The sequence below is a fragment of the Paenibacillus forsythiae T98 genome, from assembly GCF_000520735.1.
In the GTDB taxonomy this organism is placed as follows: Bacteria; Bacillota; Bacilli; order Paenibacillales; family Paenibacillaceae; genus Paenibacillus_AQ; species Paenibacillus_AQ forsythiae.
Genome location: NZ_ASSC01000029.1, coordinates 1 through 19,469, shown reverse-complemented (window position 1 = coordinate 19,469; position 19,469 = coordinate 1). Strand labels below are relative to the sequence as shown.

15 protein-coding genes are annotated in these 19,469 nt (G+C 48.0%); 1 reads left to right on the top strand and 14 read right to left on the bottom strand.

The features are described from left to right. The 4 genes from L692_RS27510 to L692_RS0101280 form a co-directional block, all read right to left on the bottom strand. On the bottom strand, positions 1 to 6,479 hold a 6,479-nt coding region (locus tag L692_RS27510), incomplete at its 3' end, for a TIM-barrel domain-containing protein (protein WP_156940272.1). A 124-nt stretch (positions 6,480 to 6,603) separates the two neighbouring features. Continuing rightward, positions 6,604 to 7,878 carry an ABC transporter substrate-binding protein gene (locus L692_RS0101290; protein WP_025696480.1) on the bottom strand — a complete coding sequence of 425 codons (1,275 nt, stop codon included), beginning with the start codon at positions 7,876 to 7,878 and terminating at the stop codon, positions 6,604 to 6,606. Positions 7,879 to 8,046: 168 nt separating this feature from the next. Next, positions 8,047 to 9,675: a response regulator transcription factor gene (locus L692_RS0101285; protein WP_025696478.1), complete on the bottom strand. Its 1,629-nt coding sequence runs from the start codon at positions 9,673 to 9,675 to the stop codon at positions 8,047 to 8,049. Positions 9,676 to 9,700: 25 nt separating this feature from the next. Continuing rightward, positions 9,701 to 11,515 (bottom strand): sensor histidine kinase, encoded by a 1,815-nt coding sequence (locus tag L692_RS0101280; RefSeq protein ID WP_025696476.1) that lies wholly within the window; start codon positions 11,513 to 11,515, stop codon positions 9,701 to 9,703. Between the two features lie 171 nt (positions 11,516 to 11,686). On the opposite strand from L692_RS0101280, the gene L692_RS27505 reads away from it, so the two are divergent. Beyond that, a complete protein-coding gene (locus L692_RS27505; RefSeq protein WP_025696474.1) occupies positions 11,687 to 11,950 on the top strand; it encodes a hypothetical protein in 264 nt (87 codons plus the stop codon). 443 nt (positions 11,951 to 12,393) lie between these two features. Here the strand turns inward: L692_RS27505 and L692_RS0101265 are convergent, their stop codons facing one another. From L692_RS0101265 to L692_RS33370, 10 genes are all read right to left on the bottom strand, one after another. Continuing rightward, positions 12,394 to 12,840: a hypothetical protein gene (locus L692_RS0101265; RefSeq protein WP_025696471.1), complete on the bottom strand. Its 447-nt coding sequence runs from the start codon at positions 12,838 to 12,840 to the stop codon at positions 12,394 to 12,396. Between the two features lie 11 nt (positions 12,841 to 12,851). Further along, positions 12,852 to 13,601: a class I SAM-dependent methyltransferase gene (locus tag L692_RS0101260; protein WP_025696470.1), complete on the bottom strand. Its 750-nt coding sequence runs from the start codon at positions 13,599 to 13,601 to the stop codon at positions 12,852 to 12,854. After that, positions 13,598 to 14,131, bottom strand: coding sequence for a hypothetical protein (locus L692_RS0101255; RefSeq protein ID WP_025696468.1), 534 nt, complete (start codon positions 14,129 to 14,131; stop codon positions 13,598 to 13,600). The genes L692_RS0101260 and L692_RS0101255 overlap by 4 nt, the downstream gene beginning before the upstream one ends. A 17-nt stretch (positions 14,132 to 14,148) precedes the next feature. Next, on the bottom strand, positions 14,149 to 15,048 hold the full coding sequence (locus L692_RS0101250) for an aminoglycoside phosphotransferase family protein (protein WP_025696466.1): 900 nt from the start codon (positions 15,046 to 15,048) through the stop codon (positions 14,149 to 14,151). 6 nt (positions 15,049 to 15,054) lie between these two features. Continuing rightward, positions 15,055 to 15,786, bottom strand: a complete 732-nt coding sequence (locus L692_RS0101245) for an HAD-IA family hydrolase (protein ID WP_025696464.1) — start codon at positions 15,784 to 15,786, stop codon at positions 15,055 to 15,057. Positions 15,787 to 15,870: 84 nt separating this feature from the next. Further along, entirely contained in the window at positions 15,871 to 16,734 is an 864-nt protein-coding gene (locus tag L692_RS0101240) for a hypothetical protein (RefSeq protein WP_025696462.1), read from the bottom strand. Positions 16,735 to 16,821: 87 nt separating this feature from the next. Continuing rightward, positions 16,822 to 17,247 carry a GNAT family N-acetyltransferase gene (locus L692_RS0101235; protein WP_332258241.1) on the bottom strand — a complete coding sequence of 142 codons (426 nt, stop codon included), beginning with the start codon at positions 17,245 to 17,247 and terminating at the stop codon, positions 16,822 to 16,824. A gap of 268 nt (positions 17,248 to 17,515) precedes the next feature. Then, positions 17,516 to 17,941 (bottom strand): NUDIX hydrolase, encoded by a 426-nt coding sequence (locus L692_RS0101230; protein ID WP_025696459.1) that lies wholly within the window; start codon positions 17,939 to 17,941, stop codon positions 17,516 to 17,518. Between the two features lie 2 nt (positions 17,942 to 17,943). After that, entirely contained in the window at positions 17,944 to 18,417 is a 474-nt protein-coding gene (locus tag L692_RS27500; protein WP_051503422.1) for a hypothetical protein, read from the bottom strand. A 439-nt stretch (positions 18,418 to 18,856) separates the two neighbouring features. After that, on the bottom strand, positions 18,857 to 19,207 hold the full coding sequence (locus tag L692_RS33370) for a hypothetical protein (protein ID WP_232238717.1): 351 nt from the start codon (positions 19,205 to 19,207) through the stop codon (positions 18,857 to 18,859). Positions 19,208 to 19,469: the final 262 nt, after the last annotated feature.

Here is a 19,469-nt window from a genome sequence, read left to right as displayed (position 1 = left end):
GGCCCGCCGCTAACGGAACCGGCTGCGGCTGGAACGCCCTCATAGGGCAGAGCGCCTTTCAGCAGTACCGCCTTGACGGGCGTGCCGTCAGCGGCGTTAACCGTACTCACGGCGATCTGCACATCCTTGGTGCTGCCTGCGCGGTGCATTGCGGCGTCCAACGTCACGTCCTTGATGCTCAAGGCTCCGGCTGCGGTCAGCGCGGCTGTAATTTGCTGAGCCTCCGAGGTGGCCACCTTTGCCGTTCTGACATACAGCTTGCGGGCAGCCGTGTCGTAGTACCACACATCCTGGCCTGCATTCACGGCACTTTTCGAGTCAACCTCGGTCAATTCCTTGCCGTTCCGTTTGACGGAATAGACCGTCTTATCGCCCGCTCCGATCTTCACCTCGGAGGACCACACCCGCTGGTCGACCTTGCCGGTATAGCTGCCCTTCATCGCAGCGATATTCAGCGTTACTTTATCCTCCTGCGCACTCGCCTTGAGCTCGGTTGCCGCAGACTTGCCTTTTTCGTAATCATATGTCTTGCCGTCATCCTCGTAGAGCGTGAAGCTTGAGGCCGCTCCGCCGCTTGACGGATACACTTTGAGCGTCAGCTCGCCTGCCGGAGTCTGTTCGGAGAAGTCCTGCGCTTCTCTGACCGGAATGATGGCGCCTTCCTTCACCAGCATCGGAATGGTGCTCAGGTCCGCGCTGTACGCTATTTCCTTGCCGCCCTCAAACTGCTGGTCGGAGTTCCAGTCATACCAGGTTCCGTTTGGCAGATAAATCGTTCTCTCCGCCGCATTCTCCTGATGAACCGGAGCGGCCAGAATGGAGCCGCCGAACATCCACTCATCCTGAATGTTGTACACCTTGCTGTCACTCGCGTAATCCATGACAAGCGGCTTCATAAGCAAGGCTTCTCCGTCCGCCGTCTGCTTCGCCGTTGAATAAATGTACGGCAGCAGCTGGTACCGCTGCTTGATCGCTTTCGCAACCGAAGCCTCCGCCTCGGCTCCAAACGCCCACGGCTCCCTGATATTGCTCGGGTCGGAAGGATTGTCGCCCAGCGCCACATGCGACCGGAAGACGGGCATCAGCGATGCCGCCTGCATCCAGCGGGTGTACAGCTCCGGCGTAGGCTTGCCGTTAAAGCCGCCGGTATCGTTGGTGAAATACGAAATGCCCGACGCCGCCGCGCTTAAGCCGAGCTGGAGTTGATGAGAGAAGGATTCCCAGCTGGAATCGATGTCTCCGCTCCAGACGGTGGTGCCGTACTGCTGGATACCGGTAAATCCGGATCTTGCCAGCGTCCAGACCCGGTCGCCGGTATAGCTGCGCTGGCCGTTATAGAAAGCCTTTGCTTCATTAAGCGCATACACGTTGGTAATTTCTGCGGCGCTGCCTGCGGCAAACTGGTCTTTCACAGAATCGGTTGGCTGCTCCGGCTCGTTAAGGTCGATCCAGTAGCCCTTCACACCGGCATCATGCAGCTTTTTCACCTGGGCGCTGTACCATTTGGCCGCTTCGGGATTGGTGAAGTCGATCAGTCCCGCTTTGCCGTACCAGGCCGGATAAATGACGGTTTTTCCCGAGGCATCCTTGACAAAATACCCTTTGCGGTCGCCCTCTTTAAAATTGGAAGCCGTAACCTGGACGTAAGGATCGACGATGGTCACGATGTTGACGCCTTTTTGCTTCAGCTCATCCATGTTAGTCTTTGGATTCATGAAGTCCTGCTTCGGATCATCGTTCCAGGTCATATCGAAATAATGATTCTTCTTGGCCCAGTACACATCCAGCACCATGGAATCGAGCGGGATGTCCTTATCGCGGAAGGTATCGACAATGCCGTCAACCTCATTCCAGCTTCTGTAGCCGAATCTCGACTGCATATAGCCCAGCGTCCATATCGGCGGAATCGGAGCCGCTCCGGTCAGGGCAGAGAAGCTCTTCATGATGCTGTTCAGGGAACCGCCGTTGTCGCCAGCTATGAAATAGTAGAGCATTTCTCCATTCGGCGAGCTGAAGCTGTACTTGCTCTCATCCATGGCGCCCATGTCAAAGACCGCTTTCTCGTACGTGTTATCGAAATACAGGCCGTAACCCCTCGTGCTGGTAAAAAAGGTGCTGGAAACGTCGGATGTATTGCCGCCGTAGCCGCCGGTCATCGCATTGTCCATGACGACCTTCTTGCCTCTGCGGTCGAACGACTGCGCGTCGCGGTCCATGCCAAGCCCGAAGATATGTTCGTCCGGCGCAAGGACCATCTCGCTGTAAACGCCGGTATCTCCGTCATACCCGAAGCCTTGGCCGCCAACCTGCTCGGATAGAAGCTTCGTGTTGGCAGCGTCATAATAAGCCAGTCGGAACGGCGATTTATAGGCGCGCACACTCAACGCATCGGTCTGAATCAGAATATACCCGTCATCTTCCATATCCTTGACGGCAGGCGTTGCCGTTCCCTGCTCGCTATCCACAACAAAAGTGTCCTTCTTCGCAAACGTTCCGGTACGCTCCATCCATACCTTGGCCGTATCGGCCTTCACAAACTCCAGCTTCACCTTTGCGCTGCCTTGCGAATTCAGCACCACCGCCCGGCCGCCATCGGATACTTGATACGGATCGGTGTCCGAAAGACTGTTCATGAAGGTAACGTCCTTAAACTGCTGGTCGTTGTCCTTCTGCAGCTTGAAGTCGTCGATATCCAATCGGCTCCCCGCGTTGCCCTCGGCAAGAACGCCGACCTTGACCACTTCGTTCATGGACAGCTGGATATTCGGCAGCTTCAGCTCCGCAAAGTCCGCTCCGGACGGAATATCCAGCTTCTTGATGCCGCCGGAATAGCTTACATAGACCTCGGCCTTGTCAAAATTCCCGGTGCTGCGGGTCTTCAGCGACAGCTGATACAGGCCGTCGGCAGGCGCATTGCGGAACTGCCAGATATCGGAGGAATAGTCGCTGTCCCCGCCGATTCTGGCGAAGGCGCTATCTCCGTCTCGGACAATCGCCTGATGCGTCATGTTCGTTCGGCTCCAGCCGGTGAAGCCTTCGTCAAAGCCCGGATTGTACAGGCCTACGAGCGGAGCTTCCGTCACCGCTTCACCGGATGTAAATTTTACGTTGTCGATCTGCATGGAAGTGTCCGCCTTGGGCGCTTCAATAATGAACTTGACCGTAGCCTCCTGCTCCGTTATATCCGCTTCGGCCTTGAATTCCTTGTACTCAAAGTCGCCCGCTTCCCATTTCGTCTTGCCTGTAGATGGAACCCCATCCTTCAGGCTCGGCGTAAGATCAACGGCCACATCATCCTTGCCGGGCTGGGAAATGACCATTTTCGCCGTTCCGCCCGCAAATGTCGGGTCCAGATGCGGCATCAGCTTGACCATGGCGGACAGCGTATAATGCCCGTTCTTCAGACTGGCAATCTTCTGCTGCGAGGTCGCCTCTCCCCCGGCATCCGGTGAATAGAGGTACTGCTTGTGGCCCTCAAAGGCATCATTGGTGTCCACGCCATGCCATATCGTAGTGCCGTGCGTATCCACGATCCAGCCGCTTTCATTGCCCGCTTCAAAATCTCCGTTAATCAACTGGCCGGTTCCGGAGCTGAACGAAATGGAGTCGATCCGAACGGAACCCGCACTGTTCTCCGGCTGCTTGAGGGTGATCAGATTCGTTCCTTTTTTCAGGGAAACCGTCTGTTCCGCGCTGCTCCACTGATCCCAGTTGCCTTGGCCAAGACTCTTGAAAATGACGGTATCCGAATCCGCTCCGCCGCCCGCTTCGTCCTCAACAGACACCGTCAGCGGGCTGTCCGCTTCATTGCCATTGGCGTAGCGGATATTCAGCGGGTAATCGCCGTCCTGCGGAACACTGACCGCAAAGGTCAGCTTGGCGCCTTGCTCAGCCAGCCCGCCGATATAGCCGAAGCCCTGGTATCCCGCCGCATCATTGCCGAAGATTGCCCCGCCCTGGTACGCGGCCACTTCCGCCTGATACGACTTGGAAGCCGTCTTCGGAACCAGCTTGAGCACGACCGTGTCATGCGGTTCGAGGGTCTTCGAGTAGACCTTCTTATATCCAAGGTCCTGATGCTTCCAGATATCGCGCACATACGCTCCGTCGGCCAGCCCAAGCTCCTTCGCGAAATCCATAGTGAGCGCTTTGGCTTCGTCGCTGCGGTTGAACAGGGCAATGGCCCACGTTCCATCCGGAAGCTGACCGGCCCAACGCTCGCTGTCGCGGCTGGCATTATTCTTGTAATGCTCACCCGAATAGTAAATCGGCTTGCCGGCCAAGCCCGATTTGTTCAGCTCGATCAGTTCGGGATTCTGATAGAACCTGGCGTTATCCCCGATGGTGTCGTACTGGTCGGCAATTGTAATCGGCGAGCCCGCGATCGCGAACAGGGACAAGGCGGTCTTCCGCTCGTTGTCGGCATATTGGCCGCTGTAGGTGTTCAGGCGCAGGAAGTCGCCGTCATTAATCATTGAGCCGCGGCCGGAAATATCGGAGAATCCCGTGAATCCCTGGAAGGAGTTAGCCCACTGCGACCAGCCGGGGGTCCAGTTCTGCCGCCGTCCGCTGGTATGATCCCAGCCGCCTCCGAATACGTCCTCGTCAATGCGGATCATATCGCCGAACTGCTGCTCATATTGGGCATGGCCCTTCAGGTCGGGCATAACGAGACTCAGGAACACATGATTGTCGGCGGAGGCTTCATCCATCCACTGAAGCGCTTTGGCATATTCCGTGTCCGAATTATGGCCCGTTCCGATTTGGCCGAGACCCTGATCGTAGCCCGATTCATACCAGGACAGGAAATCGACGCGCAGGAAGGAAGCGCCCTGCTCAGCCAGGAACTTCACATAGCCTTGAAGGTATTCTTTCGCACCCTTCTTGTTGACATCCAGCCAGTACAGCGCCTGGTCCGCGCCCTGTCCGCCGTCGAAGCGGTCGCCGTTCAACTGCTTGCCGTTGCCGAGATTGTACGGCTCCGTCTTGATGAGGCTCGCTACCGGAATCTGCTCGGTGCTGCCGTCGTCATTTTTTACCGTAACATGGTATTTGTCGGGATGCTTCAGCACCTCGGGGGTGACCCACAGCGGATTATAGTAAATCCCGAGCTTCATGCCTTTGCTCTTGATGTAATCCGCCCAGTATTTCCAGGTGTGTCCGCCTGGATAAAGCTCCGATGGATAGCCCTGCCAGTCGTTCGGCCCGGCCCATTTGACCTCTACATCATCCACATCGATTCCCGCGCTGGTTGACTTGCCCTTCGGGTCAGCTGCGAATTCCAGGTTCAGCGAACCCGAGGTCACATCAACCTCAATGGAATAGTCCGTCCAGCTTTGGCTGCTCACCGTTTTGGCCAGAGTCGCCTGCGGAACCGCTGAATTGTAGCCGTTAACCCGGAAGACGGCGGTCGCTCCATTTTTAATCATGTCATCCTTGGTCTTGGCTTTGGCTTTCACCACATATTTGCCGTTCGGCAAATCAACGCTCTGCTTGACGGTCTGAACCGTATTCGGATCATTCGACCAGGTCCACAGGGATTTGTCTGTGCCGCTCTCATTATCGTTGTTGGTTCCGTGAAGGAAGCCCTCGCCGTATGTCCAGCCCACGGAATCGCCCTGCTCAAAGCCGCCGTTCACCGCATGGTTCGAGGTGTCCGTCTCATCCGCAACTCTTTCCAGCTTCACATCGTCGAGGTCCAGCCCGGCGCTTCTCTTGGACTTGGCTAAAGCGTCATAGGAAAATTCAAGAGATACGCTTGGATTCGTAATATTCAGCTGGGCGCTGTAATCCGTCCAATTCTCATAAGTAATCGCGGTTACCGTTTCAGCCTCCGGGTCGGCGGCGTCATAGCCCTTGATCTTCATAAATGCCGGAACGCCATCCTCATACATTCCATTCTTGGTCCTCGCCTTGGCGCTCAGCCTGTACAGGCCCGTATGCTCCAGATAAACGTTCTGGCTGACCGTCTCCTTATGGGGATCATCCAGCCAAGTATACAAGGAATCATTGCCGTTGTCGTTGTTGCGTCCGTGGGCCGCCGGTCCGGTAAAAGTCCAGCCCTTGGTCTCGGGATCGCTGAAATTGCCGTTGACCACTCCGTATACGGGACCCGTGTTCCCATCTTCCGAACCTAACGGATCGGTCATCCATTTATTGTTATGCGACACAATATAACCGTTCTCATTTAATAGCGTGGCCCCTTCAATCCATCCGTCCGTACTGACCATATCATAGCCATACGGCTGAAAATTCTCCGCCATCCAGTCAATATTCGCCTTCCAGCGGTCTTCCGGCATGAATATATTTTGGATCCACTGATGCTCGTACGTGATCCAGTACATCGGGCCGGAGCCTTTTCGGGTAAACTCGCTGTCCCGCGCCATTACGGACCCCGAGCCGAAGGCCGGCACGATCAGGCTTAATGCCATAATCGAGGCCATCACTCGATGTAAACGTTTTCTATTCTTTTTTTGCATCCCCTAGTGTCCTCCCATTTGGAATAGAGTGGATATCGGCATAACCAACCATGGCACCACGTCCCGCTGCGGAATTCACCTCCTCAACCAATCCATTCGAGCCAGCTTTATCCCTTCCCCCGCGCTACATCTTCGCCGCCTTCACCAGCTTCACCCAAGCCTCCGTCAATTCGTCAAGCACCTGTTCCCTGGTCTTGACCTGCGCCACATATTCCTGAAACAGCGCTCCAAGCTGCGTATCGAAGCCATCCGGCCAATAGCCCTGAACCCAGGGATAAATCTTGCCCATGTTCAGATAGCGGATCGTTTCCCGGGCAAGCTGGCCGCCCGGCGCCGCTCCTCCCTTCACGACCGGAACCTCGCCGTGCCATCCGTATTGCCTGATATAATCGGTAACGATGTAATCGAGAAATTTCCTGGCTTCCTCTATATGTCTGGAGCTGTTGCTGATGCGAAGGAGCACGGAGGAATCGACCATCAGCCTCGCTTTGGAGGGATCGTCTCCGACCGGTTCCGGGAAGAAGCCGAGCATGGCGGATGGATTCGCTTTCAGCATATCGCCTTCCGACCAGTTTCCGTTATGGACCATAGCCGCCTTGCCCTGGGCCACCAGAGCAAGTCCTGTTCCATAATCCGTCTCAAGCGGCTTGTCGCTGCCGTACCTGACCATCAGATCAATCATATCGAAGGTCCTGCCAAACAGCGGCAAATCCCTAAAGGTCTTGGTTCCTTCGGAAATTTCCTGCGCCGTCTTTGCATAATCGCCTTCTTCGGCCGCAAAAGCTTGGGAAGCGATATGCTTAAACACCCACCACTCCTTGAAGGAGTTGGCGAATGGCGTGATCCCTTTGGCCTGAAGCCGCTTGGCCGTCTTCTCCAGTTCGGTATAGGTGGCAGGCAGCGTGTCAATGCCGGCATCGGCGAACACCTTTTTGTTGTATATGAAGCCGTAAGATTGGATGCTGACGGGCACCCCGTATATTTTTCCATCCAGCCTGGCGACCTTCAGGGCGCTGTCTTTAATCTGATCCAGGAATGGCTCGCCGGTTAAATCCACCACGATGTCCTTGTACGTCCGGTTCGCCATGTAGCCCTGAGTCATGAAGATATCCGGCACATCGCCGGAATTCAGCTTCGTCTTGAGGACCGAATCGTATTCGTTTGAAATCAGCTCCGTTTCTACCGTAATCTCAGGATGCAGGGCGTGATACTTGTCGGCCATGTCATGCAGCTGCTCGGACAAGCCCTCGCCAAAGGTGAACATTTTCAGGACAACCGGCCGGACCTCGCCGCCTGCCTCCCTGGATTCCGCCGAATATTGGCCGCCTCCCAGGCAGCTTGTGAGCGCAGCCGTCATCAGAATCAAGCCCATTGCGACGAATACCGGTTTCTTCTTCATTCCGAGGCTCCTTTGTTCAGGCTCCACGTAAACGTTTAAGGTTCCTCTATGACAGAATAACGTGAAGCCGTTCCGATTGAAATGTACAAAAATGAAGGGTTTATAGGAATATCCTGAACTCGAACATCATTTGCGCAGCTGCTTCCGGATAAGGATCTTGTCAGCAGCTCAGATGCTCTTTTTCGATTGCAGCGTCAGGCTCCGGTATTCGCTTGGCGACAGACCGGTGTATTTCTTGAAGGCTTTGCTGAAATAGGCGTTGTCGTTAAAGCCGACCTTGCTGGATACCAGCTGGATTTTGATGGATGGATCATCCAGCAGCTCCTTGGCCCGGTCCATCCGCACCTTGAGCACATATTCGTAAATGCCGAAGCCGAACTTTTCTTTAAAGAGCCTGGAGAGATACTCCTTGCTTAAATAATACTGCTCCGAGAACATCGCCAGATTGATATCGGTAAAAAAATGGTCGTCGATATAGTTCTTGATGCGAATAATGTTGAAAGCCTCCGAATCCTTGAGTCCAGTCTGAATTCTGTCGAACACCAGCGAAATGACGCGAAACACAAACCCGCGGAAATCCTCGAACGAGGGGTGGACAGGAGCGGTTCCACAGGACACAGGCTTACAGGGCGAATCTGCGGCGATGCCAAGCTGAACCGTAATATCCTCGATCATCAGGATAAACTCGGCGGCGGATTTTCTCGCGTCGTCCATGCTGAAATAACCGGTCTGCTGGATAAGATCAAAGTACCCGTTCATAATGCCCCGGGTAAACTCGATATTCCCACTCTCAAATGCGCGGAGCAGCAGCTCCTTTTTGTTCATAATAGAATACATTTCAGCTTTGCGTCCGGCCTGAATTTCCGTGAGCACCCGGTTCCCGGATTGAAGAATGTTAATGCTGGACTTGATTGCGCAGGCTTCATAGTAGGATTCTCCGAGCTGTTCAAAGGAAGCTGAGAATCCGCCAATCCCGGCAATGGCAACGAAGCCGAACAGGGTCCGCAGGGAATGGAGCATTTCCGTTATTTTCGCGGCGCTGAAGACCTTGGGGTCCGGTCCAGTACCCATTTCCAGCACGGCAATAATTTCATGATCGGTCTTGTAGCTTCGGAAGCTGAAGCCCTGGCTCCAGGGAGCGCAGCATTCGTCAATCATATTCGTTAACGCGAAATAGCAGGAGAAGGAGTCTCCCTTAAACCTGGAGGCGCACACCTCGTCAAAATTAAGAACCTGAACAATGGCGCAGCCGTACAGCACATGCTGCTTCGTTATGGAGGTCAGCCGCTTGTAATCTTCAAGAATAGGAGGATGGATGCGGTCGCCGTCGATAATCATGGTCAATAGCTTTTCTTTAAAAAGAGGCATAGACAGATTGCTCATCATTCGCTGCTGCTGCTCCAGCTCCCGGACCTTTCGTTCCTCTTCGAGCTGGCGAACCGCCTCGGATAAGGCCCGGTTCAGCTCCACCTTATCGATCGGCTTCAGCAAATAGTCCAATACCCGGCAGTGGATCGCTTGCCTGGCGTATTCAAATTCGTCGAAGCCGCTGATGATGATATATTTGACTTCCGGGTGCCGGGCGCTCGCCCTGCGCAGCATTTCCATGCCGTCCATGACAGGCATCCTGATATCAACCAGAACGATGTCAGGCTTCCACGCCTCCAGCATCTGGAGTCCTGTCTGGGCTTCCGGCGCCTCCGCGATTTCGGATACTGCAAGCTTCTCCCACTCTCCGGCGAGCCTGATCGCCGTCCGGACAGGGCGCTCATCATCGACAATCAACACCTTATACATGCCAAGATCCCTCCCGTTCATTTGCTTATGGGCCAATTTCTCCAGCCTTCACAGGAATGATGATTTGTACGGATGCTCCTCCCTCCGGGAGATTGCGAATTTCCAGCCTGGCGTCGCTATGAATCAGCAGCTTTAATCGCTCGGACAGGTTCTTCAGCCCGATGCCTCCCTGCTCGCTCATCCAGTTCTCCTTCAATAGCAATTGCTGAAGCTCTCTAAGCCGGGCCTCCGGGATGCCTGGACCGTTGTCGCTTACCTCAATGATCGCCCGTTCATCCGAACAATAGCCCCGAACTCTGATCAGGACGGGGTCCAGGGTCTGCTCCAGAGCATGCTTGATCGAATTCTCCACCAGAAGCTGCACGGCCATTTTGGGAATAGGGACTCCGAGCATCCTTTCTTCCAGCTCGATTCTGACGGATAATCTTTCGCCGTACCTGGCCTGCTGAAGCATCACATAGCTCTCGGCATTATTCATTTCCTGGGCCAGATTCACATGGTCGCCGGTCCGGATCGAATATCGTAAAATATAAGCCAGCGCCTGCACCATCCGGTCAATGTGATCGACTCTGTGAACCAGCGCCTCCGTGGAAATGGTCTGGAGAGCGTTATACAAGAAATGCGGATTGATCTGCGCTTCAAGCGCCTTCATGCGCGCGGTCTTCTCGCCCAGCTTGGCTTTGTACTCCTCATTGATCAGATCGTTGATCTTGGCGACCATCGTGTTGAATTTTTTGGACAGGTAGGCGATCTCGTCGTTGCCGTTGACTTCAATCATCACATCAAAGTTCGCTCCGCCCACCTTTTCCATCTGCTTCGACAGCTGCTTCAATGGTTTTGTAATCGCTTTCGTTACAAGAGTTACAAGCAATGTGCCGATCAGCAAAAAGACCAGCCCAATGACGAACTCCAGATTTCTCGTATTTTGGGCCCGCTCGTTCAAGGCTCTCGTGGAGATCAGCTTGACCAGCTTCCAGCCATCGTCCGGCGATACTGCGTACGTGACCAGAAAATTCTCCTTGCCACTGCTCCAGCTCAGATAGCCCTCCGGCTTCGCCCAGTCAATGGCCCCCAGCAGCCCGGCTTCATTGCTTAGCATCTTCGTGTTGCTGTTATAGAAGGAAGTATTGTTCCGGTCAAAAATGGCAAGCATCTCGCCGTTCTGTTCAAGAACATCGTTGATCATTTTGTCCCTGTAGGTCGAGTTGAGCGTAATGGACACCATGCCCAGAGGCCTCTGGCTAGGTATATTAATGAGCGCCCTGTGAAAAGTGAAAAACAGCGGTTTGTTCTCTATATTATACGCCCAGGACGACTGTAACGGCGGCTGGATGCTCCGAAACCTGTTGGCTCTGGAGCTTGCCTCCTTGTACCACGAGTTCGATGTGATCTGCTTCGGGTAACCGACCTCCAGCTTCGGCGGGTCCATCAGACGTGACAGGCTATACTCGGCCCCGGTCCGCGGAATAAACAGGGAGACGGCGGCGATGTCTCCGCTGGAAGAGAAGAACAGGTTCCTTAGCTGGTTCTCGATATAGAGACGGCTGGAGAAATCCTCCTCATCGCCCATCAGCGCCCCCATAAAGTTGTCATCCCGCCTGAATGACAGCGACAGCGCGTCAATCTGCGCCACATAGTTGTCCAGACCCTCATTCATATGCTCCAGCTCTTTAGCCGTATTCGAGATATAATTGTCCTTGATAATCCAGGTGGTCCGGTAATAGGAGACGGTGGCAAGCACCAGAATCAGCACACAGACAATGAGCGAAAAAGCCAGTCCGAGCTTATTCCCCAGCTTGCGGGTATATCTCCTGAACAGATTCAGCAGAAAGCGCTCCATCCCATCACCGCCGATACCCATAATGAAGACGATTTCAAGATAAGTTAATAGTATCACACCTGATTTGAGGGCTCTATTATAAAAAGGTACAAAAAATCCCTCCGGCGTTGTTCGCGAAATACCCGGCAGTTCCCGAAATCTGCACTTCTCCGGAAGGAGTTCCGCGTCAGCTTGGCGAATAATTACCTATATATTATAGAAGAAAATATTATGGAAGAAAGGCGGAGCACACGAATTATGCGTCATTTAGATACGGACATGGAACTGTTCACCGCCGCTCTCACGCAGGTTCGCATCATCATCCGCAAAAAGGACGGACCCGTAGTGAATTGCGGAGGTTCCATCCAGCGCTATACACCGTTTACTGTGAAAATTGCAGGATTATCCTACATAAGAAGCGAGTTTGATTTTGTGGTTTATTCACCGAGGCGTTGACTGGCTGGCAGCGGTCTTTAATACTTTATTTTATTGATTCTGAACAGCACAAAGCAGAGCAAATAGACAAAATTTGTAATGCCGAACATTAGAAAAATCCCAGGGGTTAACAGCATATACATACTATATGGAAAGCTCCAGATGAATGAAATTAACAGGATACTGCTTCTGTGTAAGAATAGCCCAATCGCAAATACTATGCCCGGAAGCATCAGCATGCCCAGCGTAATATACATGCTAACCTTATCCATTCCTTCAAAATAGGGATTCAACCAAATTAAAATAACCGAAAGAACAAGGGTTGCCGCGCTCGCCATATAACCGATTAGTTTAATATATTTCATATTATAAGGGTTTTTGGGTCTGCTCGATTATTTTATTCATCTTCATGCTCAGACTCCATTTCCGGGCGCCTTACCCACTTAATTTCTCTATCTTCAAGATTAGTCTGTACTCTTCAAAGTAAATGTTTCTGTCTGATTATCCCATTCCACGGTAACCTCTATCACCGAATTCTTGGTTTCAAAGGCTCCATTCCCGGAAGAAGTCGACACGAACCGCTTGTCTGTACTCCCCGTATCAAAAGTCTGATCCTCGCTGCCCCCGATAGCAGTTCCCTGATATTTGTATTTCAAATGTCTTAAGCTCTTCAGGTCCTCAAGTTCTCCTTTATACTCCAGCACAAAGGTGTGTTTTGAAGAGGTTTCATAGGTTGTTGATTTCTCATCGTTCTTGTTGTACCTCTCCTCCGTATGCACTTGCAGTTCTCCTGTCCAGTGTGTGCTTTCACCCTTAAGACTAAAATCATTGAATACTTCACTATGATTGGTGCATGCTGTCATCATCAGGATGAATACAAAAGCGAATGATAAACCTGTAATTTTTTTCATGAGTTGCCTCCTTAATCCTTATATCCTACCATTAGAAATCGCTTGGTTGTGTCGTCAACCGGGTCAAAAGGCTTTCCATCCCATGTTGTCATTTCAATACGATCAAAACCGGCGGCAAGCAATAACTCTTTGGTACAATGGGTATTCACTGTTTTGGAATGGATATACCTGATGGTGATCTCGTCCGTATGCGTATTGATATAGATTTCTTCATGTTCGATAGTTGAGGTGGCATGATTATACTCGTGGCGGATTAATTTATAGATCCCTTCTTCAAAAGTCCATGTTTTGTTAAAAATATATCTTTGCTTATACTTGCCAAAGTTCTCGTTCCACATTTCGTAGATGAACATTCCTCCGCTTCGCAAAGAACGAAAGATGTTTCGAACCGGTTTAGCTGTAATTTCAATGGGGTCAATCCATGTCGCAATATCAAATTGTTCCTTGAAGTCCAGGTGGTTGATATCTTGAACCCTATAGCTGGCATTGGTAAAATCACGGTTGTTATACGCAGATTGTTCAATGAACGTTTCGGATAAATCTACACCGGTTACATTGTAGCCTTTGTCTAACCATACTTTATGATATCTGGATAAGCCGCATGCAATATCAATAATGTCTTTGCCTGAAGGTTGGAAGACCGACAGCATTTGAGAGGCTATGCCTATCTGCTCATCCTCTTCATCAAATCCCCAATGAATGTACCCTTCATCGAAATCCTTCTCACCGTAGCGCAGCATAGGTTCCCTATGGATTTTCATTTTTTCTCCTTGTATTCTACAACTAATATGTGCTCATCAATATCATCTCGGCCCAAATAATCGGCTGACAACCATTCATAGTATGTTAATCCCAGTTTCTCTGCCACTGTGTACGCCGGCGGCTGTTCCATATTAAAAGTTTCTTCCCCTACATCAAACAACGATTCGATACCTTCTGCTGAGTTCCCCTGTTCCATAATTAATTCTGTAAGAACATCGATATTAAATACACTTTTTTCTATTTGAATTTCGTCTGTCCAGCCGCACGCATATTCAAAAATCAAATCGTCCTTCCTGAAAACCCGCAGCTCCCACCCATGATCTTCGGCAAATATGTAATGGACTAATATACCCGGATTTTGTGAAATAACGGATTCGTCAATATCAAAAGCAGATCCTTCCACAACAAAGGTAACCCACCCATTTTGGGCTGGAAATACATACCCTTTATTGTTAGTTTCCTTAATCAGATTAACTACGTCCTGCTGGTTGTCTGTCCTTAAATGATAACTTTCACTAAATTCACTCATGAACATGCTCCTCATCATCAATCTAGTCTCTCTCCATAGGGGCTTATATCTTTCGCTGTAAAAAAATAATTCAAATACCATGATACATCATTACTCTCATATCCTGCTAGTGCCCATCTTAGTGAAGACACATTCGCATAGAATCTGGATCTATCTATAAATGATTCGATATTATCGTTATCGTAGTACCTGCCTATTTTCTTAATAAATCCCTCTCCAAGAGTATCCAGCACAACACTGATATCATGAGCAGGATCACCATAGCCCGACACACCAAAATCAATGATTCCAATAACTCGGTTTGACTCTTCGATAATGTGATAGGGAGCTAAATCCCCATGAATTAAAGCAGGACGGTAATCAAGGAAATTCTTGTTGTCAAATATAGGACTAAAGATATTTTGGATACAATCAATGACATAACTCTTCATGCGCGGGAATAGATTGGTTTCGATTCTCGAATATAAATCCTTATATGAGTCCCGAGTTCCATTGCCAGGAAACGCGCTTATATTATTCTCTTTAATTATATCCATGGGGATGGAATGCAGCTGAGATAAAAAAACACCCAGTTGTTGAGCGAGCTGCTCCTGAAGGTCTTCACTTCGCTTCAGAATACGATTCCGATAAATCGGGTTCCCCTTAATGTATGAATACTTTGAGATCCCGTCATCAAGGATGTCTAAATTTGGCACTGGCATACCAACAAACTGCTTCACAATTTGAAGCACCTTGTATTCGTTATTTAAAAGACCTTTACTAAAATCATGTTTTGCAAATCGAAAAACAACGCTATCATTTATGATAATTACATCATTATGCAGACCATCCGTAAGATTAGCCTGAATATCTTTCATTTCAATTTCCGGGTATTTGCCCTTAATGTAATTGATGTATTGTGTTTTTTTGTCCTCCATGATTTCTTACCTTAACCTCCTAATTACATCGTTTAAATTTCTTACCACATCATGTTTTTTGCATGTCATTTTATTATAGAAATACAGCTTCCAGTCTCTGGATAATACAATAGAGCGAATTCCAAGCTGCTCCGCCCCGTCACAGTTCCTTACGTTATCATCAATAAACAAAACCTCATTTGGGGACATATTCAGTTCTTCGAGGGCTGCCCTGTACATTAACTCATGGGGTTTGGATACTCCTATTACTGAGGATATAATGAATGACGAAAAATAATCCCGCAGCCCTGCCCGCCTAAATACATTATCTAATGACGGCCATGCATCTGATACTACAGCCAGCTTATATGTTCTGCTCAATTCGGGTATTAACTCAATTACATCTGTATAGAACTTATATTTTTCGTAATTATATACCAAATCAGTAGCGATCAATTTTATCAAATCATCCGTCAGACCCAATTCAGACAATTCATCTGAAAATATTCGATAGTATTCAGCAAAATGATAAAACTCTTCAGCTTCATTTCTAATCAAATTTTGTTTGGAAATATAAGCGTTTGCATTATGGAATGCCCGGTCTCTAGACTTTTTGTCTATAGATCTGAACTTCTTATCATCAATAAAGTTAAAAAAGTTTGGAGTTATAAACCAATGCCCTGTTCTCGGTCCATTTAGTACCCTGCCTGAATCGAATAATATCGCTTTGATTTCTTTGCCAGAAGTTCTATAGCTCATAACAATCCCCTTTAATAAGTGATGATATAGATTCAGCTTGTTTCACTTACGGGTCAGTTTGATTAGTACGCTTGCTCAACACTTTCAGTATTTTATCATTTTGTAGGAATTTAATATCATTAGACTCTTTAAAGTCTTGCAGGCTCTCCATTCTAATTTTGCCATTTCACTTGGGGGCTCCCATTCAATCTGCCATCCGCCATCTTCATCTTGCTGGAACTCCAGGACTTTCAAATGATCTTGCACCGTTATATTTGAAAAAAGACTTCTACAGTAAGAAGTTGGTGATGGTGAAAATTCTAGCGGGGAAAGTCCATAACTCCGGGAAGTGGCATCCAATTGAAAAAATCTAGCTTCAAAAAGTTCTTTAGACAACTTATCAAATAATCCTTTTACATAATCGGTTTGAGGCAAACTTTCAAGAAGACAAAATGCGGTTAAAATTGTATGTGCATCATCATATACCTTGGAAGAAATGTCATTCAAACATACTTCAGTTGCCTTATCAAGCCAAGGATGTTTTATTCCTTGCCACTTTAGAAGTCCGACCAATCCAGTAAGCCTGCTAAACGATGGCTCTATTGAGAGTGGATTATTCCAATGTTGCGCTCTAGGATAGTTAACAGACAAAGGATATATTGTCGGGATTCCAGTGTTTAGATCAGCATGATAAGACACATAATCACATGCCTTTTGAGAAATTTCAGTATCTTTAATGTTGCAATCATATAAGGTTTTTAAAGCAAATTCCATGTATAGTGGTTGACTATCCGGTGTTCGTAAATCAGGTTCAATTGCATTGCCAAATCCACCATCATCATTCTGATACGCTTCTATTGCATTAAGAATGTTGTTCTTTGATCCGCCTTGAAAAATATATTCAAATATCCTCCTCTCCAATAATCTTCCATTATTCCAAATGAAATTTGCTGCTTTCTCAAAATTCATTTCTTCTCCTCCTTAAAAGCCTGCTCGTTTCACATAGTGTCTTTACAATGCCAGTGAAAATACTCCATATAGACAATTCTTTATACACTATTTTGAACTAAACAATTGAATATACTTCTTTACATCCTCCCTGAATTTTTCAGTATAATTATCCCTTGTATAATCTTTTATCACTTTTCTCCAGAACAAGATGGCCGGAATGTTAGTTTCCATCTGGGCAATTTTCCAATTCGCTTTGTACATCTCAATTGCTTTGATTGCAGCAGCATACCCAATACCACTTCTTCTGTATTTCTTCATAATCATAAAATCATAAATAACATGTGTTGGATCTGGATCTATATCTAAATTCTCAAGAAGCACAATTATAAATCCGACTGTAATTCCGGAAACTTCTATGAAATAAGGATGCCATCTGTGATCTCCTTCCCAAAAGAAATTAATATTTACATCATATCTTCCATCTTTATTAATATCTTGGCTTGTGAATTCACTAAAATCGTAATGGTACAGCTGATACAGATTCGATAAGATGTTTTTTTCTTCTGATTTTACTGGAACAAGTTTAATTTCAATAATGCCTCCTACAAAGTCGTCCGGATGAACTCGCTTCCTGCTTCGACTGGACCATGGAGAATAATCGACGCAGCCTGAATACGGTGTTATCTGATGGATACGCTCTCATTAAAATAATTTCCAATTACCTATGCCCAGGGCCGTGAGGCCCGCAGCTTAAATGCTATGTTATATGAAGGATCTGTCGTTTTTGAAATCGCTCAGTCTATTTTCTTCCTTGATTATAATAGGGTATTTCTATGTTTTTATTTATTAGTATGCTTATTCCTTCTTCATAATACGGCATCAATTGTTCTGCTTCATCAATGTCTTTCCATGCGATCTCAGTTATTTCCTCAGGTCTTTCGATCCGTTCGTGACCATTTATTATCTCGCCTTTAAAAGTAAAAAACACAGCATGCTCCTGCCTGTCTTCAAAAATGCATTCATTAACTGCAATTATACCGAATACATTCACTTCATATCCAGTTTCTTCTTTTGCCTCTCTGATTGCAGCTTGTTGTAGTGTCTCTCCTTGTTCTACCGCTCCCCCTGGTAAGGTCCAACTATTATTGTCTTTATTCTTTACCATTAAAATTTTAGTTTTGTTTTCTTTAGTTATTAGTGAGTAGGCTACATCAACTCTTTTCAAAGTTACATCCCCTTTAGTTTTTTTGGCTCATCTTGCAGATAACGTTTAGGCACTCCTGAACCCTTCTGCAGACCAAGGGACCGACAGGTCCCACATATGTCAATATCCAGACCTATTTTGTTCCAATTTATTTCTTCATCCTTTGTAATGACCTCTGCTACAATTAATGTACAGTAGAGATCACAATCATCCGGACACATCAGAAGCGGAAGGATTTCCGGGTTCCTGGTCGATCGGTAACGAGAATGAACGAGTCTTTTTTCTTCTTCAAAACTTAGCCAATCGATCATTGCTGGAATTAGTCCTAGATAGTGATCATTCGGGTACAAGTCATGCAGCCTTACATCCAAAGCCATTCCATCAATTATAATGGTGTAGTGTTCATCTTGTATGTATTGGCTTTTATGTTTTTCTACTTTGATGTGATTAAATACGATAATCACCTCGATTTCATATATAGGTTTCAGGTATTGCACATAACGTTGCTGTATTCACGAACCCTCACCGACTTAAGGCCACAAGACAGACGCGATACGCTTAGTCGATCCAGGGTCTGAGTCCGCTTCCTAGATAATTCCTTAGGCAGAGGCCGCAGCGTGAATGTAATATTAACTGATGTTCCGGCCTTCCTTGTAATACACTATGTCCCATTTCTTAAATAGATCTTTTAATTCCTTTGAAGTTTCACTAATGAAGCTCTTTATTTTATCGGTTTTAAAATAGAAGGGTTGGATTTGGGGTTCATTCTGAAGATCTTGCAGCCCTTTAACTTTAAGGTTCCTATACAGAGTCACTTCAAGCTGCGTAACAAAGGGATTTATCGTATAACCTTCAGCCTTAATAAGTGATGTAAATATTTTTTGTGTGTTCTTCATTAATCTCATAAGTTCAAACTCTACTTGGCTAACTTCTTGGTTATAGGTCAGCCGGATTTTTCCTTTCACCTGTATAGGCTTTCTCATAATCTGAATAAACGGTATCCGTCCACCTTGCATCTGCATAAATATGCGAAAAATAGCCTATTACAAAGTCCTTCCATTCCGGGTCCGATCGCTTTAGTAAATATTCCTGGCACTTCTCCATAAACATTTCTTCAGCTGGTAACTTATCGTTATGTACGAGATGAGTTGCTCCTTTTTCTTCCCTGGCGATTTGCCCCCTTATATGTATAGCATCTGGAGCGATACTACCTATTAAAAGATTAGGCGAAGGATCGCCATCAAACAGAATATCTGAGATAGCAAAATGTACCATAGGCCAAGGCAAATTAATTCCTCCCTTGAGTATATACAACTCTTTTTCGGTGTTTCAGTAACGTTTCCGGTTCACGAACCCGAAAGGCGTAAAAAGCCTTAGCACCGGGGTGCCTGCTTGACCTTGAAGGGCTGATTCCAGCTGGAACTTCCTCGCAATTCTACAGCTCCAGGGTCTGAAAGGGTCCGCAGCGTGAGTACCGTGTTATCGGAATATAAGTCTTGGAAATATGAATAAGAGAGTCTGTAAAATAGATTGTGTAAACTCCTAAACC

Excerpts from the sequence above, each read along its gene's own strand:
- L692_RS0101285 (WP_025696478.1), bottom strand. The coding sequence starts at position 9,675 with ATGTATAAGGTGTTGATTGTCGATGATGAGCGCCCTGTCCGGACGGCG.
- L692_RS0101260 (WP_025696470.1), bottom strand. The coding sequence starts at position 13,601 with ATGAAAATCCATAGGGAACCTATGCTGCGCTACGGTGAGAAGGATTTC.
- L692_RS0101255 (WP_025696468.1), bottom strand. The coding sequence starts at position 14,131 with ATGAGTGAATTTAGTGAAAGTTATCATTTAAGGACAGACAACCAGCAG.
- L692_RS0101290 (WP_025696480.1), bottom strand. The coding sequence starts at position 7,878 with ATGAAGAAGAAACCGGTATTCGTCGCAATGGGCTTGATTCTGATGACG.
- L692_RS0101250 (WP_025696466.1), bottom strand. The coding sequence starts at position 15,048 with ATGGAGGACAAAAAAACACAATACATCAATTACATTAAGGGCAAATAC.
- L692_RS0101240 (WP_025696462.1), bottom strand. The coding sequence starts at position 16,734 with ATGAATTTTGAGAAAGCAGCAAATTTCATTTGGAATAATGGAAGATTA.
- L692_RS0101280 (WP_025696476.1), bottom strand. The coding sequence starts at position 11,515 with ATGGAGCGCTTTCTGCTGAATCTGTTCAGGAGATATACCCGCAAGCTG.
- L692_RS0101265 (WP_025696471.1), bottom strand. The coding sequence starts at position 12,840 with ATGAAAAAAATTACAGGTTTATCATTCGCTTTTGTATTCATCCTGATG.
- L692_RS0101245 (WP_025696464.1), bottom strand. The coding sequence starts at position 15,786 with ATGAGCTATAGAACTTCTGGCAAAGAAATCAAAGCGATATTATTCGAT.